Source organism: Ruegeria sp. AL12, from assembly GCF_056540885.1.
Genome location: NZ_JBQFXN010000001.1, coordinates 1,544,978 through 1,557,310, shown reverse-complemented (window position 1 = coordinate 1,557,310; position 12,333 = coordinate 1,544,978). Strand labels below are relative to the sequence as shown.

15 protein-coding genes are annotated in these 12,333 nt (G+C 59.6%); 3 read left to right on the top strand and 12 right to left on the bottom strand.

Annotation, left to right across the window (positions count from 1 at the left end; all coding sequences use genetic code 11):
* Positions 1-15: 15 nt before the first annotated feature.
* From ACR0C6_RS07820 to ACR0C6_RS07785, 8 genes are all read right to left on the bottom strand, one after another.
* The gene (locus ACR0C6_RS07820; RefSeq protein WP_480444589.1) at positions 16-2,217 is read right to left on the bottom strand and encodes a 3-hydroxyacyl-CoA dehydrogenase NAD-binding domain-containing protein; all 2,202 of its coding nucleotides are present in this window, start codon (positions 2,215-2,217) and stop codon (positions 16-18) included.
* On the bottom strand, positions 2,210-2,698 hold the full coding sequence (locus ACR0C6_RS07815; RefSeq protein WP_170347235.1) for a cupin domain-containing protein: 489 nt from the start codon (positions 2,696-2,698) through the stop codon (positions 2,210-2,212). The genes ACR0C6_RS07820 and ACR0C6_RS07815 overlap by 8 nt, the downstream gene beginning before the upstream one ends.
* Positions 2,698-3,909, bottom strand: a complete 1,212-nt coding sequence (locus tag ACR0C6_RS07810; protein ID WP_152457420.1) for an acetyl-CoA C-acetyltransferase — start codon at positions 3,907-3,909, stop codon at positions 2,698-2,700. Before ACR0C6_RS07810 ends, ACR0C6_RS07815 begins: the two co-directional genes overlap by 1 nt.
* 11 nt (positions 3,910-3,920) lie before the next feature.
* Positions 3,921-4,559, bottom strand: coding sequence for a glutathione S-transferase family protein (locus tag ACR0C6_RS07805; RefSeq protein ID WP_480444591.1), 639 nt, complete (start codon positions 4,557-4,559; stop codon positions 3,921-3,923).
* A 60-nt stretch (positions 4,560-4,619) separates the two neighbouring features.
* The gene (locus ACR0C6_RS07800) at positions 4,620-4,832 is read right to left on the bottom strand and encodes a hypothetical protein (protein ID WP_152457422.1); all 213 of its coding nucleotides are present in this window, start codon (positions 4,830-4,832) and stop codon (positions 4,620-4,622) included.
* A gap of 53 nt (positions 4,833-4,885) precedes the next feature.
* The gene (locus ACR0C6_RS07795; protein ID WP_480618794.1) at positions 4,886-6,667 is read right to left on the bottom strand and encodes an acyl-CoA dehydrogenase C-terminal domain-containing protein; all 1,782 of its coding nucleotides are present in this window, start codon (positions 6,665-6,667) and stop codon (positions 4,886-4,888) included.
* A 42-nt stretch (positions 6,668-6,709) separates the two neighbouring features.
* Positions 6,710-7,111, bottom strand: a complete 402-nt coding sequence (locus ACR0C6_RS07790; protein ID WP_152457424.1) for a MerR family transcriptional regulator — start codon at positions 7,109-7,111, stop codon at positions 6,710-6,712.
* 267 nt (positions 7,112-7,378) lie between these two features.
* Positions 7,379-7,747 carry a MerR family transcriptional regulator gene (locus ACR0C6_RS07785; RefSeq protein ID WP_152457425.1) on the bottom strand — a complete coding sequence of 123 codons (369 nt, stop codon included), beginning with the start codon at positions 7,745-7,747 and terminating at the stop codon, positions 7,379-7,381.
* A 115-nt stretch (positions 7,748-7,862) separates the two neighbouring features.
* On the opposite strand from ACR0C6_RS07785, the gene ACR0C6_RS07780 reads away from it, so the two are divergent.
* Genes ACR0C6_RS07780 through ACR0C6_RS07770 form a run of 3 tightly spaced genes read left to right on the top strand, consistent with a single transcriptional unit; the run spans position 7,863 to position 10,121 of the window.
* Positions 7,863-8,282 carry a PaaI family thioesterase gene (locus ACR0C6_RS07780; protein WP_171119426.1) on the top strand — a complete coding sequence of 140 codons (420 nt, stop codon included), beginning with the start codon at positions 7,863-7,865 and terminating at the stop codon, positions 8,280-8,282.
* 1 nt (position 8,283) lies between these two features.
* Complete coding sequence (locus ACR0C6_RS07775) at positions 8,284-8,802, top strand: PaaI family thioesterase (protein ID WP_152457427.1); 519 nt, start codon at positions 8,284-8,286, stop codon at positions 8,800-8,802.
* Between the two features lie 2 nt (positions 8,803-8,804).
* Complete coding sequence (locus tag ACR0C6_RS07770; protein ID WP_480618793.1) at positions 8,805-10,121, top strand: MATE family efflux transporter; 1,317 nt, start codon at positions 8,805-8,807, stop codon at positions 10,119-10,121.
* Here the strand turns inward: ACR0C6_RS07770 and arsC are convergent.
* From arsC to ACR0C6_RS07750, 4 genes are read right to left on the bottom strand one after another with little or no spacing between them, the layout of a single operon-like run.
* Entirely contained in the window at positions 10,118-10,459 is a 342-nt protein-coding gene (arsC, locus tag ACR0C6_RS07765; RefSeq protein WP_480446163.1) for an arsenate reductase (glutaredoxin), read from the bottom strand. The two genes, ACR0C6_RS07770 and arsC, sit on opposite strands and share 4 nt — an antisense overlap.
* Positions 10,456-11,514, bottom strand: coding sequence for a quinone-dependent dihydroorotate dehydrogenase (locus ACR0C6_RS07760; protein WP_480444599.1), 1,059 nt, complete (start codon positions 11,512-11,514; stop codon positions 10,456-10,458). The genes arsC and ACR0C6_RS07760 overlap by 4 nt, the downstream gene beginning before the upstream one ends.
* On the bottom strand, positions 11,511-11,942 hold the full coding sequence (locus tag ACR0C6_RS07755) for a DUF1330 domain-containing protein (RefSeq protein WP_480618792.1): 432 nt from the start codon (positions 11,940-11,942) through the stop codon (positions 11,511-11,513). Before ACR0C6_RS07755 ends, ACR0C6_RS07760 begins: the two co-directional genes overlap by 4 nt.
* Complete coding sequence (locus tag ACR0C6_RS07750) at positions 11,939-12,277, bottom strand: DUF952 domain-containing protein (protein ID WP_171633684.1); 339 nt, start codon at positions 12,275-12,277, stop codon at positions 11,939-11,941. The genes ACR0C6_RS07755 and ACR0C6_RS07750 overlap by 4 nt, the downstream gene beginning before the upstream one ends.
* Positions 12,278-12,333 lie beyond the last annotated feature (56 nt).

Genomic DNA, 12,333 nt, shown 5'->3' with positions numbered 1-12,333 from the left:
GCCTGCATCACTGTTTCAGGCAGCTTTTGCTTCGGGGTTGAAGCGCCCGTAGAAGGTTTGACCCTTCTCGGCCATCTCACGCAGCAGCGGCGGGCAGGCAAAGCGTTCGCCATATTTCTCGGCCAGCTGATCACATCTTTCGGCTGCGTAGGTCGTGCCGATGATGTCCAGCCAGCTGAGTGGGCCACCGGACCACGGCGCAAAGCCCCAGCCCAGAATGGCGCCCACGTCGCCTTCACGGATGTCTTCCAGCACACCTTCTTCCAGCGCCCGAACCGCTTCCAGAACCTGCGCGAACATCAGGCGCTCCTGTACTTCGATCAGGTCGGGCTGGTCTTTGGCAAGTGGATACTTCTCTTGAAGACCCTTCCAGTATTCGACGCGTTTGCCCTTTTCGTCATAGACGAAGAAGCCGGCGTTTGCCTTGCGGCCCAGGCGGCCCTGTTCTTCCATCCAGAAGATCAGATCGTCCGAGGGGCTTTCCGGATAGGTATTGCCCATGGCTGCCTTGGTCGCACGGGCGATCTTGGCGCCCAGATCAATCGAGGTTTCATCGGTCAGCTGGATCGGACCAACCGGAAAGCCCAACTGACGTGCGGCGTTGTCGATCAGCACGGGGCTCACGCCTTCGGTGATCATCCGTGCGCCTTCGTTGATGTAAGGAATGATGCAGCGATTGGCGTAGAAGAAGCGCGCATCGTTGACCACGATCGGCGTCTTGCGGATCTGGCGCACGTAGTCGAGCGCTTTGGCAACGGCGCGATCACCGGTTTCCTTGCCCTTGATGATCTCGACCAGCAACATCTTCTCGACCGGCGAGAAGAAGTGGATGCCGATGAATTGATCGGGACGCACGCTTGCCTTGGCCAGATCGGTGATCGGCAGGGTCGAGGTGTTCGAGGCAAAGATGCAGTCTTCCGGGATGATCGCCTCGACCTTTTTGGTCATCTCGGCCTTTACGCCCATGTCTTCAAACACGGCTTCGATGATCAGGTCACACCCTTTCAGATGGTCCAGATCCGGTGTCGCCGTGATGCGGGCCAGCATGGCCTCTTTCTTATCGGCCGTGACCTTGCCGCGCTTGATACCCTTGTCCAGATAGGTTTCGGTATAAGCTTTGCCTTTGTCGGCTGCCTCTTGATCGCGGTCGACCAGAACGACTTCCATGCCAGCTTGGGCAGAAACCAGCGCGATACCGGCCCCCATCATGCCAGCGCCCAGAACGCCGATCTTCTTGACACGCTGATCGGGCACATCTTTCGGGCGGACCGCGCCTTTTTCAAGCGCTTCCTTGTTGAGGAACAGTGACCGGATCATCGCCGACGAGGACGGGTTCATCAGAACGTTGGTGAACCAGCGGGCTTCAATTTTCAAAGCGGTGTCAAAGTCGACCAGCGCGCCTTCATAGATCGCGCTCAGAAGGGCTTTGGCCGCAGGGAAGGCGCCTTGCGTTTTCCCATGAACCATGGCGCTCGCGCCAACGAAGGTCATGAAACCGGCAGGGTGGTAGGGCGCGCCACCGGGCATCTTGTAGCCCTTCGCGTCCCAGGGTTTCACCAGGTCGGCGTCCTTGGCATTCAGAACCCATTCCTTGGCCGCAGCGACCGGATCGTCGGCAACTGCGTCGATCAACTGCGCGCCCTTGGCCTTGGCCGGATCCATCATCTTGCCTTCAAGCAGCACCGGGGCCGCCGCCATGGCGCCCACCATGCGGCTGTAACGGATGGTGCCGCCGCCGCCGGGGAAGATGCCCAGCAGGATTTCGGGCAGCCCGATCTTGGACTTTGGATTGCTTGTCATGACGCGGTGATGACATGCCAGTGCGATCTCGGTCCCGATCCCGGCGCAGGTTCCGTTGATCGCGCAGGCGATGGGCTTGCCACCTTTCTTGGTCTTGGGGTCCATGCCCGCCAATTCCAGCTTGCGCAGGATGTGATGTCCGCCCATGACGAAATCAAACAACGCCTGCGCAGGTTCGTCCCCGGCTTCCTGACGGATGGTGGCCAATGTGTTCAGGTCCATTCCGCCGGCAAACGAGCCTTCCTTGCCCGAGGTAATGACAATACCTTTGATCTCGTCGTCGCTCAGGGCCTGATCAATCAGTTGGCTGACTTCTTGAAAAGCCTCGCGGGTCAGCACGTTCATGGATTTTCCCTGGGCGTCCCAGGTCACAAAGGCGACGCCGTCCGCGTCTTTGGTCAGAGTGAAATCAGTCATTGTCATCTCCAATCTGGTCAGCCGTCAGCGGGCTGCCGTCTTTCCGGGTGAAAGAGAATCCGTTTTCATCATCCTTCACCATCATGTCTATGTCGCTGTAATAGCCGGTCTCGGTCGGGGTCCGTGTGCCCACCACCAGAAAGGTCGCGGGCGCATCGGTCTTGTTCACAAGGTGGTGGCCATTGGCCTCACCAGCGGGCCAAGCGGCGCAGTCACCGGGCAGCATCTCATGCTCACCATCGTCATCGATCAGCACGCATTTGCCGCTGAGCATGATGGCAAACTCGTCCTGCTCCATATGGTAGTGGCGCAGCGACGAGAGGCCCCGAGGCTCCAGCCGCACGATGTTGACCCCGTACTGGGTCAGCCCGCCCGCATCCCCGACGCGCTGCACAAAACGACCAGCGGTCGCCTCGGCCAGCTTGCCCGGATAGGACGAGCCCCCCTTGAACGGGATCTGAGAGAGATCCAGCTTGGGCATCAGACCCGCTCGATAATCGTTGCCGCACCCATGCCGGACGCAATGCAGAGCGTGGCCAGACCGGTTTCCTTGTCCTGACGCTCCAGTTCATCCAGCAAGGTGCCGATGATGATCGCACCGGTTGCGCCCAGCGGGTGACCCATCGCGATCGAGCCGCCGTTGACGTTGACCAGCGCCGGATCCACATCAAAGGCCTGCTGGAACCGCAGCACGACCGAGGCAAAGGCTTCGTTGACCTCGAACAGGTCCAGATCGCTGATCTTCATGCCGTTATCGGCCAGGATCTTCTCGGTCACAGGAACCGGGCCGGTCAGCATGATGGTCGGGTCGGTGCCGATTTTGGCGGTGGCCTTGATGCGTGCGCGGGGTTTCAGGCCGTATTTTTCACCAAATTCCTTGTTGCCGATCAGCACGGCCGCAGCCCCATCCACGATGCCCGAGCTGTTGCCCGCATGGTGGATGTGATTGATACGCTCAAGATGTGGGTATTTCAGCATCGCCACCTTGTCGAAACCGGGCATCTGCTCGCCCATCATCTGGAAGGACGGGTTCAACGCGCCAAGGCTTTGCATGTCGGTGCCCGGCCGCATGTACTCGTCGCGGTCCAGAATGGGCAGGCCGTTCTGGTCTTTGACCGTGATGATCGACTTTTCGAACCGGTTTTCCGCCCAGGCTTCCGCCGCGCGCTTTTGCGACTCAACCGCCAGAGCGTCCGCGTCATCGCGGCTGAACCCGTATTCCGTGGCAATGATGTCGGCCGAGATGCCCTGCGGCACAAAGTAGGTCTCCATCGCCAGAGAGGGGTCAACGGCAATCGCCGCCCCGTCGCTGCCCATGGGAACACGGCCCATCATCTCGACGCCACCGGCGATGTAGGCGTCGCCAGCTCCGCCCTTGACCTGGTTTGCGGCCAGGTTCACGGCTTCCATCCCGCTCGCGCAGAAGCGGTTGATCGCCAGGCCGGGGATCGACTGGTCCAGATCCGAGGCCAGAACAGCCGAGCGCGCCAGACAGCCGCCTTGCTCCATCACCTGCGTGACGTTGCCCCAGATCACGTCCTCGACGGCGTGGCCTTCCAGGTTGTTGCGTTCCTTCATCGCGTTCAGGGTCAGGGCGGACAGGCGTACCGAGGTCACCTCGTGCAGGCTGCCATCCTTGCGGCCCTTGCCGCGCGGGGTGCGCAGGGCGTCATAAATATAAGCTTCGGTCATGGGTCTTCTCCTCAAGCTCGATCCGACGGGTTGCCGGGCATCAGGTCATAGGGGTGTTTCCAGCCGGGCTGTTCGGACAGGCGAGTCAGCCAGGCGTCGATGTTGGGCCAGTCGGCACGGTCAAAGCCGAATGGTTCGGGGTAATACAGATAGCCGCAGCAGCTGAGATCGGCGTTGGTCACGCCGTCGCCGACGATCCAGTCGCGGCCTTCCAGATGCGCGTTCAGCACCTGATAGGCAGCCTTCAGGCGGCCCTGGTTGAAGGCGATCACATCCGGGTTGCGGTGCTGTTCGGGCAGAAAGTTGATCAGGAACCGGGTCAGGCCCGCCATCGAGCTGAGCTTGTGATTGTCCCACAGCACCCAGCGCAGGATGTCATAATTCTCTTCCCGGCTCTTGCCGCCGAACTTGCCGGATTTTTCAGTCACATAGGCTTGAATGGCACCGGATTGGGAGGTTTGGAAATCGCCATCGACCATGAAGGGCGCTTCGCCCATCACGTTGATTTCCGAACGGAATTCGGGGCTGCGGGTGACGCCGTTGAAGAAATCGACAAAGACCGGTTCCCAATCGAGGCCAGACATTTCCAGCGCCAGAGCGGCCTTGTAGGAATTGCCGCTTTCTCCGAAGCAGTGCAGTTTAATGGTCATGCAATCGCCCCTCCCGTGGCGTTTTGTGCGTCTTTCACCCTAGCTCGGCGGTTTTGGTGCCTAGCGCTTGCGCGCCTCCAGCTCGGAATTGAAAAGACGCAATCGGTGGGTAAGGTTGTCCTCATCAATGACGCTGTTGAAATTTTCGAACAGAAAAGACAGCGCTTCGCCTTCATCTAATCCTGCCTCACGGGCAAAAGCCCTGAGCTTGCGATATCCGTCCTCGGTCATGGCGACCGGGAATCGGCGGGTCAGGCGAAATCGTTTTGGCATTGTATCTCCTCCGAAAACCGGCTCCGGGGCGGGACCCCGGAACCGGAGAAAGATCAGAAGTTTGCAGCCTCCAGCGCCATGACCGTATCTGCGCCGGTTTGAATGCGCGACAGATGCAACGCCGTGGCGGGCAGACGGCGGGCCATGTAGAAGCGGCCGGTGTTGATCTTGGTCTCGTAGAACTTTTTGTCCGACGTGCCACTGTCCAGCGCTTCTTGTGCGGCCTTGGCCATACGCGCCCACATCAGGCCCAGGCAGACATGACCGAACATGTGCATGAAGTCATAGGAACCGGACAGCGCGTTGTTCGGATTTTTCATGCCTTCCTGCATGAAATACATGCCAGCCGCCTGCAGATCCTTGGACGCAGCCTTCAGCGGTTCGATAAAGGCTTTGTCATAAGCCTCGTTCTGGCCTGCGTTTTCCTTGCAGAAGGTTTTGACCATATCGAAGAAGGCCATGACGTGCTTGCCGCCATCCTGCGCCAGTTTGCGGCCAACAAGGTCCAACGCCTGAACGCCGTTGGCGCCTTCATAGATCATGGCGATCCGGGCATCGCGGGTGTATTGCGACATGCCCCATTCTTCGATGTAGCCGTGCCCACCATAGACCTGCTGCGCCTGAACGGTCATGTCGTAACCTTCATCCGTCAGGAAGCCCTTGATGACTGGGGTCAGAAGCGAGATCAGCCCGTCCGCGTCCTTGTCACCCGATCGGTGCGCTTTATCGATCATGGTCGCGCCCCAAAGGATGAACGCGCGTGCGCCTTCGGTGAAGCTTTTCTGATCCATCAGATTGCGACGGATGTCAGGGTGAACGATCAGCGGATCAGCCGGGCCATCGGGGTTCTTTACACCGGTTACATCGCGGCCCTGCAGGCGGTCTTTGGCGTATTCCAGAGCGTTCTGATACGCCGCTTCGGCCTGCGACAGGCCTTGCATGCCCACACCCAGACGCGCTTCGTTCATCATGGTGAACATCGCACGCATACCTTTGTGCTCTTCGCCCAGCAGCCAGCCGGTGGCCTCGTCATAGTTCATGACGCAGGTCGAGTTGCCGTGGATGCCCATCTTTTCTTCGATCTTGCCGACCGAGACGCCGTTGCGTTCGCCCAGCGAACCGTCCTCGTTCACGATGAACTTGGGCACGATGAACAGCGAAACGCCCTTGATGCCTTCGGGTCCGCCGGGGATTTTTGCCAGCACCAGGTGGATGATGTTGTCGGCCATGTCGTGATCGCCAGCCGAGATAAAGATCTTCTGGCCCGAGATTTTATAGCTGCCGTCGCCCTGCGGTTCCGCTTTGGTGCGCATCAGGCCCAGATCGGTGCCGCAATGCGGTTCGGTCAGGTTCATGGTACCGGTCCATTCACAGCTGACCATTTTGGGCAGGTACTTGTTCTTCTGCTCGTCCGTTCCGTGCGCCAGAATCGCCGAGGCCGCGCCGTGCGTCAGGCCCTGGTACATGGTGAAAGCCTGGTTTGAGCCCGAGAACATCTCACCCACAGCAGTGCCCAACACATAGGGCATGTTTTGGCCGCCATACTCTTCCGGCATGTCGAGGCCAGTCCAGCCGCCTTCCTTCATCTGCTCGAAGGCTTCCTTGAACCCGGTCGGGGTGTACACAATACCGTTTTCCAACCGGCATCCTTCGGTGTCGCCGACAACGTTCAGCGGATGCAGAACATTTGTGGCAACCTTGCCGGCTTCTTCCAGAACCGCGCCGGTAAACTCGGCTTCCAGTTCGTTATAGCCGGGTATGTCCGACTTTGAGACATTCAGCACGTCGTGCAGGATGAAATGCATGTCTTTGGTTGGCGCGTTGTAAACGGGCATGTGAAGCTCCCTTAATTCATATGTCCGGATGACAGGTCGAGGTTACTCGGCTGCCTTCTTTTCCTGTTTCATCGAGGCGATGACTTTCTCGCCCCAGCGCAACTGCTCTTTCAGATCGTCGATGGCCTGCGTCAGCTCTTCGCGGCGCGCTTCCATGTCCTCCAGACGCTCGCACGCGATTTCATAGGTGCGGGTCATCTGCGTGACCTGCTGGTCGCCGACATGGTACAAATCCAGCAGTTGCCGAATTTCTTCCAGGCTGAACCCAAATCGTTTGCCGCGCAGGATCAGTTTGAGCCGCGCCCGATCACGCTTGGTGAACAGACGTTTCTGGCCTTCACGGATCGGGAACAGAAGTTCCTTGGCCTCATAGAACCGCAAGGTGCGTGGCGTGACATCATAGGTCTCGCACATCTCACGGATGGTCATCACATCTTCGGTCATTCGTCATACTCTCGTCACTGGCGTCATGAGATATGAGTTGCGCAGTTGGTACGCGCTTTACAACATGAGAGTGACGTTTACGTAATCCAGACGCTGCGTCATTTCAAAGTTGACGTAACATCCGGTCACGTAAGCACGGTCTGACGCAATTTTCTTTCCGTAGCGTCATGCGGAATTTCCCGCCAAAGCTGTCGCAATTGCGGAAACACCGCGCATCTGCTTGCGCAGATTCAGGGTGATCAATTCGATTTTTCGGATGGGGGGCGGCTATCCCAAGGACTTGGCCGTCTGGTCGCGCAGACGCTTGAGTTCGTCCATGGCTTCGTCCAGTTGCTGGCGCTGCTGCTGAAGCTCGTTCATCTGGCGATCCGCCATCTCGACGAAGGTGGCCATTTGCGCCTCATTGCCCTGATCTTCGTAGATCAAAAGCCATTGGCGGATCTCTTCCAGGGGAAATCCGAACTTGCGGCCGCGCATGATCAGCTTCATCCGCGCGCATTCGCGCGGGCCGTAAAACCGGGACCGACCTTCACGGTCCGGTTGCAAAAGTTCGATGTATTCGTAATAGCGCAGAGTGCGCGGGGTCACGTCGAACTCGGCGCACATCTCTTTGAATGACAAACGGTTGTTGGACATTCCCGATCTCCTTGTCAGCAACCTAGGCGGTCCCGATCCCAAGCGCAACAGGTGGGCTTGCCCTTTGCGGAAACAGCGGCTCATAAAGGACGGGCAGAGAACAGGACGCAAACCAATGGTCGACAAGACAGTTTTAGCCCGCCAGTTTATTGAGGCGATACCCCATGCGCGGGCATTGAACCTCAAGCTCACGCAGATCGGTGAGGGCGAGGCAGAGATCACGTTGCCCTACAATGAGGATCTGATCGGGGATCCGCGCACAGGGGTGATTCACGGTGGGGCGATTTCCACAATTCTCGACACATGCTGCGGGGCTGCTGTGATGAGCCACCCGTCGGCCCCCGGCGGGACAGCCACGATCGATCTGCGCATTGACTACATGCGCGCAGCGACACCGGGTCAGACGGTGACAGCGCATGCCGTCTGCTATCACATCACGCGGAACGTGGCGTTTGTACGAGCCACGGCTATGGACCATGACCAAGACCTGCCGGTGGCCACGGCCTCGGGGTCCTTTACGGTTGAGGGGAAATAACATGGCAAGACCTCGTCCCGAACCAATGCAGGTGGTCAAGCAGCGACGCGACGCAGCGTTGCGTGCGCTGGTTGACGGTGTCCCTTATATCCGATTTCTCAATATCAGCTTCGACCGGCGCGGGGATGAACTGACCGGCGTTCTGAACTTCGATGACAAGTTGATCGGCAACCCGTTCCTGCCAGCGATTCACGGCGGTGTAACCGCGGCATTCCTCGAAGTGACCGCTGTCATCACCCTTAGTTGGGAACATATGTTCCCGCGTATCGAAAGTGGCGAGATCGACGGAGAGGCCATTGTGACCGACCCGAATATCCGCTTTCCCAAGACCATCGACTTTACCGTCGACTATCTGCGTTCGGGCCTTCCACGGGACGCATATGCACGGGCCTTCATCAGCAGATCCGGGCGGCGGTACGCCTCGGTCCGGGTCGAAGCCTGGCAGGATAACCATGCGAAACTGTTTGCGCAGGCTTCCGGACATTTCCTGATGCCGCAACCTCCCAGAGACAAGAGCTGACCGTGCAGGACGCCTCGGCGCCCATCACGCACAGGCGGGTGCTGAAGATCGCGGTGCCCATAGTTCTGTCGAATGCCACCGTGCCGATACTGGGTGCGGTGGACACGGGCGTTGTCGGTCAGATGGGCGAGGCGGCCCCGATCGGGGCGGTCGGCATCGGGGCTGTGATCCTGTCCACAATTTATTGGATATTCGGTTTCCTGCGGATGGGCACAACCGGGATGGCGGCGCAGGCACGCGGGGCAGGCGACACCGTGGAAACCCGGGCGCTGCTGATGCGCGGCCTGATCCTTGGAGGCGCGGCGGGACTGTTCTTTATCCTTGCGCAGGTGGCTGTGTTTGCGGGTGCATTCGCGCTTTCCCCGGCAAGCCCCGAAGTCGAAGCACTGACCCGATCCTATCTGGAAATCCGCATCTGGGGGGCGCCCGCCACCATCGCGTTATATGCCGTTACCGGCTGGCTGATCGCCGTCGAGCGTACGCGCGGCGTGTTCATCCTTCAGGTCTGGATGAACGGGTTGAATATCGGTCTCGACCTGTGGTTCGTTCTGGGCCTTGGCTGGGGGGTCGAAGGGGTTGCCATTGCCACCCTGATCGCAGAATGGACCGGTTTGGCCTTGGGGGTGTGGCTTTGCCGGGATGGGTTCGCAGATGGAATCTGGCGCGATTGGGCTCGGGTTTTCGATGCCGCCCGGCTGCGGCGCATGTTGCAGGTCAACGGTGATATCATGCTGCGATCGGTTCTGTTGACCGGATCGTTCACGACATTCCTTTTTGTTGGCTCGGATCTGGGTGACGTGAATCTGGCGGCCAATCAAGTCTTGCTTCAATTTCTTGAAATCACCGCCTTTGCGCTTGATGGGTTCGCCTTTTCCGCCGAAGCGCTGGTCGGAGGCGCAGTCGGTGCCAGAGACAGGCATCAGGTGCGTCGCGCCTCTGTCATGGCCTCGCAATGGGGTGTTGGGGGGGCGCTGTTGCTGGCTGCGGTTTTCTTCGTTGCCGGTCCGGCGCTGATCGATCTGATGTCAACTTCACCGCAGGTGCGTGAAGCCGGGCGCGAATACCTGTTCTGGGCCGCGATCGCCCCGGTGATCGGGGTGGCAAGCTGGATGTTCGACGGTATCTACATCGGCGCCACCTGGACCCGCGCCATGCGAAACGCGATGGTTCAGTCGGTGGCGATCTATGTGGTCGCTTTGTTCATGCTGGTGCCTGTCTTCGGCAATCACGGCCTGTGGGCCGCGCTGATGGTTCTCAATATCGCACGTGGTGTGACAATGGGCTGGCGCTATCCCAAGCTTGAAGCCCAGGTGGCCTAGAGCAACGTCAACAGGTTTTCCGGCGGACGTCCGATGGCGGCTTTGTCTCCGGCAATTGCAAGAGGGCGCTCGATCAGGATCGGGTTTTCGGCCATGGCACGGATCAGGTCTTCGTCGGGCGAGGTTTTGGCCAGCCCCAGTTCCTTGAACCGTTTTTCTCCTGTGCGCATCATTTCGATGGGCGGCAGCCCAAGGGCGGATTGCGCAGCGCGCAACTCGTCGATTGAAGGCGCGTCTTCCAGGTACTTTCGAACGCAGACCTGCGCACCGTTTTCTTCCAAAAGCGCCAGACCGGCGCGGGATTTGGAACAGCGGGGGTTGTGCCAGTATTCGATCACAGCCAATCCTCTCGTTTGCTGCCGACGGCTTGCGATACGGTGTCAAAACCGTCACGCGCCAGCAAGTCATCCAGCCCTTTGGCGATGTCGGCCGCCAGGGAAATGCCGCCATACACCATCGCGGTATAGAACTGCACGGCCGATGCCCCGGCACAGATCTTGGCATAGGCTTGCTCGGCATTGCTGATGCCGCCCACGCCGATCAGGGGGATTTCCCCATCCGTCAGTTTGCTCAGCCGAGCCAGCACGCGGGTGGACTTTTCAAAAAGCGGGGCGCCCGACAAACCACCATTTTCGTCTTTCTGCGCGCTGCGCAACCCGTCGCGGGACAGGGTGGTGTTGGTGGCAATCACAGCGTCCACCCCGGTTTCGCGTGCGACCTCGGCGATGTCCTGCAATTCCGCCTCGGTGAGATCCGGAGCGATTTTCAGGAAGATCGGCAGCGGGCGCGGCAGCGCATCACGTGTCTCGATCACACCGCTCAACAACGCGGTGAGAGCGGCTTTGCCCTGCAAATCCCGCAGCTTTTCCGTGTTCGGGGATGATACGTTGACGGTCGCAAAATCCAGATATTCGGCACAATGGGCCAGCACTTTGACAAAGTCGCCGGCGCGGTCTTCGCTGTCCTTGTTCGCCCCCAGATTCAGGCCGATGACCGCGTCTTTGGGGCGGTGTGCCAGCCGTTTGGCCATCACCTCCATGCCTTCGTTGTTGAAGCCAAAGCGGTTGATGGCTGCCTTGTCCTTGGTCAGGCGAAAAAGACGGGGTTTGGGGTTTCCCGGTTGCGGGCGCGGCGTGACCGCCCCGACCTCGACAAAACCGAACCCGGCGCGGGACAGCGGGGCCAAAACCTCACCATTCTTGTCGAACCCGGCAGCCAGCCCAACCGGGTTCGGCAGGGTCAGCCCGGCAACGACCGTTTTCAGGCGCGGCGTCGTTACCGGCCCGGGTGCGGGTGCCAGCCCTGACTTCAACGCCCTAATCGACATCCCGTGGGCTGTCTCGGGGTCCATGCGGTGCAGGGCGGCAAGGCCCAGTTTCTCTGTCAGTTTCATCCGAACGTCGCCCCGGCTTCACCTGAACCGCATCGGATCAGGCGCGACGTTTCCACCGCCGCCTGACGGTGGATCACCGCCGTCCGATAGGCTGGGTCGGTGACCATTTCCAGAAATGCGTGTGCCGTCGGATAGCGGGCGATGAAGACGGCATCCCACGCCTCGTCCGCCGGGCCAATCAGGGTTGATTCAAACACCCCACGCCAAAGGATGCGCGCCCCGATACGTTCAATGATCGCAGCGGTTTCAACCCCGTAGTTCTTGTAGGATTGCGCTCCGGTCAGGTCTGCATTCGCCAGTTCATGCGCGGGTGGGTACTGCGCCTTGGCCCGAAACTTCACCAGGTTGAGCATTTCGATCGGCTGGTCCCGATCCAATGCCTTGAAGGCCTCGAACTGGTCGCGGTCCGGGTCGATATAGGATGTCATGACATGTCCTTTGGGAACTGGTGCGCGGTGCCGTCAAACGGCAGAGGGCGTGACCAGACAACATCGCTCATCCGGATCTGGCGATAGAGATGCGGGAACAGGGCACCGCCGCGCGAGACCTCCCATTTCAGGTCGTCGCCCATCGCATCTGCGTCACAGGCCAGCAAAACAAGACCATCGACACCGGCAAAATGTTTGGCTGCGGTTTCAGCTGCTTGTTCAGCGGTGGAAAAGTGGACAAACCCGTCAGCGACGTCGATCGGAGCACCGTCCGAGGCACCCTGGTTCTGCAAGGTGGCCCACTCTTCGGCTCGGAAAATCTTGTAAATCAGCATACGGACCTGATGCCCCGCGTACGCGTTGGAATCAAGCCGGATTTCTTCTTTGACTC

Coding starts and splice junctions, on each gene's coding strand:
- ACR0C6_RS07785 (WP_152457425.1), bottom strand. CDS start 7,747: ATGTCCAACAACCGTTTGTCATTCAAAGAGATGTGCGCCGAGTTCGAC.
- ACR0C6_RS07755 (WP_480618792.1), bottom strand. CDS start 11,942: ATGACATCCTATATCGACCCGGACCGCGACCAGTTCGAGGCCTTCAAG.
- ACR0C6_RS07820 (WP_480444589.1), bottom strand. CDS start 2,217: ATGACTGATTTCACTCTGACCAAAGACGCGGACGGCGTCGCCTTTGTG.
- ACR0C6_RS07810 (WP_152457420.1), bottom strand. CDS start 3,909: ATGACCGAAGCTTATATTTATGACGCCCTGCGCACCCCGCGCGGCAAG.
- ACR0C6_RS07790 (WP_152457424.1), bottom strand. CDS start 7,111: ATGACCGAAGATGTGATGACCATCCGTGAGATGTGCGAGACCTATGAT.
- ACR0C6_RS07750 (WP_171633684.1), bottom strand. CDS start 12,277: ATGCTGATTTACAAGATTTTCCGAGCCGAAGAGTGGGCCACCTTGCAG.
- ACR0C6_RS07800 (WP_152457422.1), bottom strand. CDS start 4,832: ATGCCAAAACGATTTCGCCTGACCCGCCGATTCCCGGTCGCCATGACC.
- ACR0C6_RS07760 (WP_480444599.1), bottom strand. CDS start 11,514: ATGAAACTGACAGAGAAACTGGGCCTTGCCGCCCTGCACCGCATGGAC.
- ACR0C6_RS07780 (WP_171119426.1), top strand. CDS start 7,863: ATGGTCGACAAGACAGTTTTAGCCCGCCAGTTTATTGAGGCGATACCC.
- ACR0C6_RS07805 (WP_480444591.1), bottom strand. CDS start 4,559: ATGACCATTAAACTGCACTGCTTCGGAGAAAGCGGCAATTCCTACAAG.
- ACR0C6_RS07775 (WP_152457427.1), top strand. CDS start 8,284: ATGGCAAGACCTCGTCCCGAACCAATGCAGGTGGTCAAGCAGCGACGC.
- ACR0C6_RS07795 (WP_480618794.1), bottom strand. CDS start 6,667: ATGCCCGTTTACAACGCGCCAACCAAAGACATGCATTTCATCCTGCAC.
- ACR0C6_RS07815 (WP_170347235.1), bottom strand. CDS start 2,698: ATGCCCAAGCTGGATCTCTCTCAGATCCCGTTCAAGGGGGGCTCGTCC.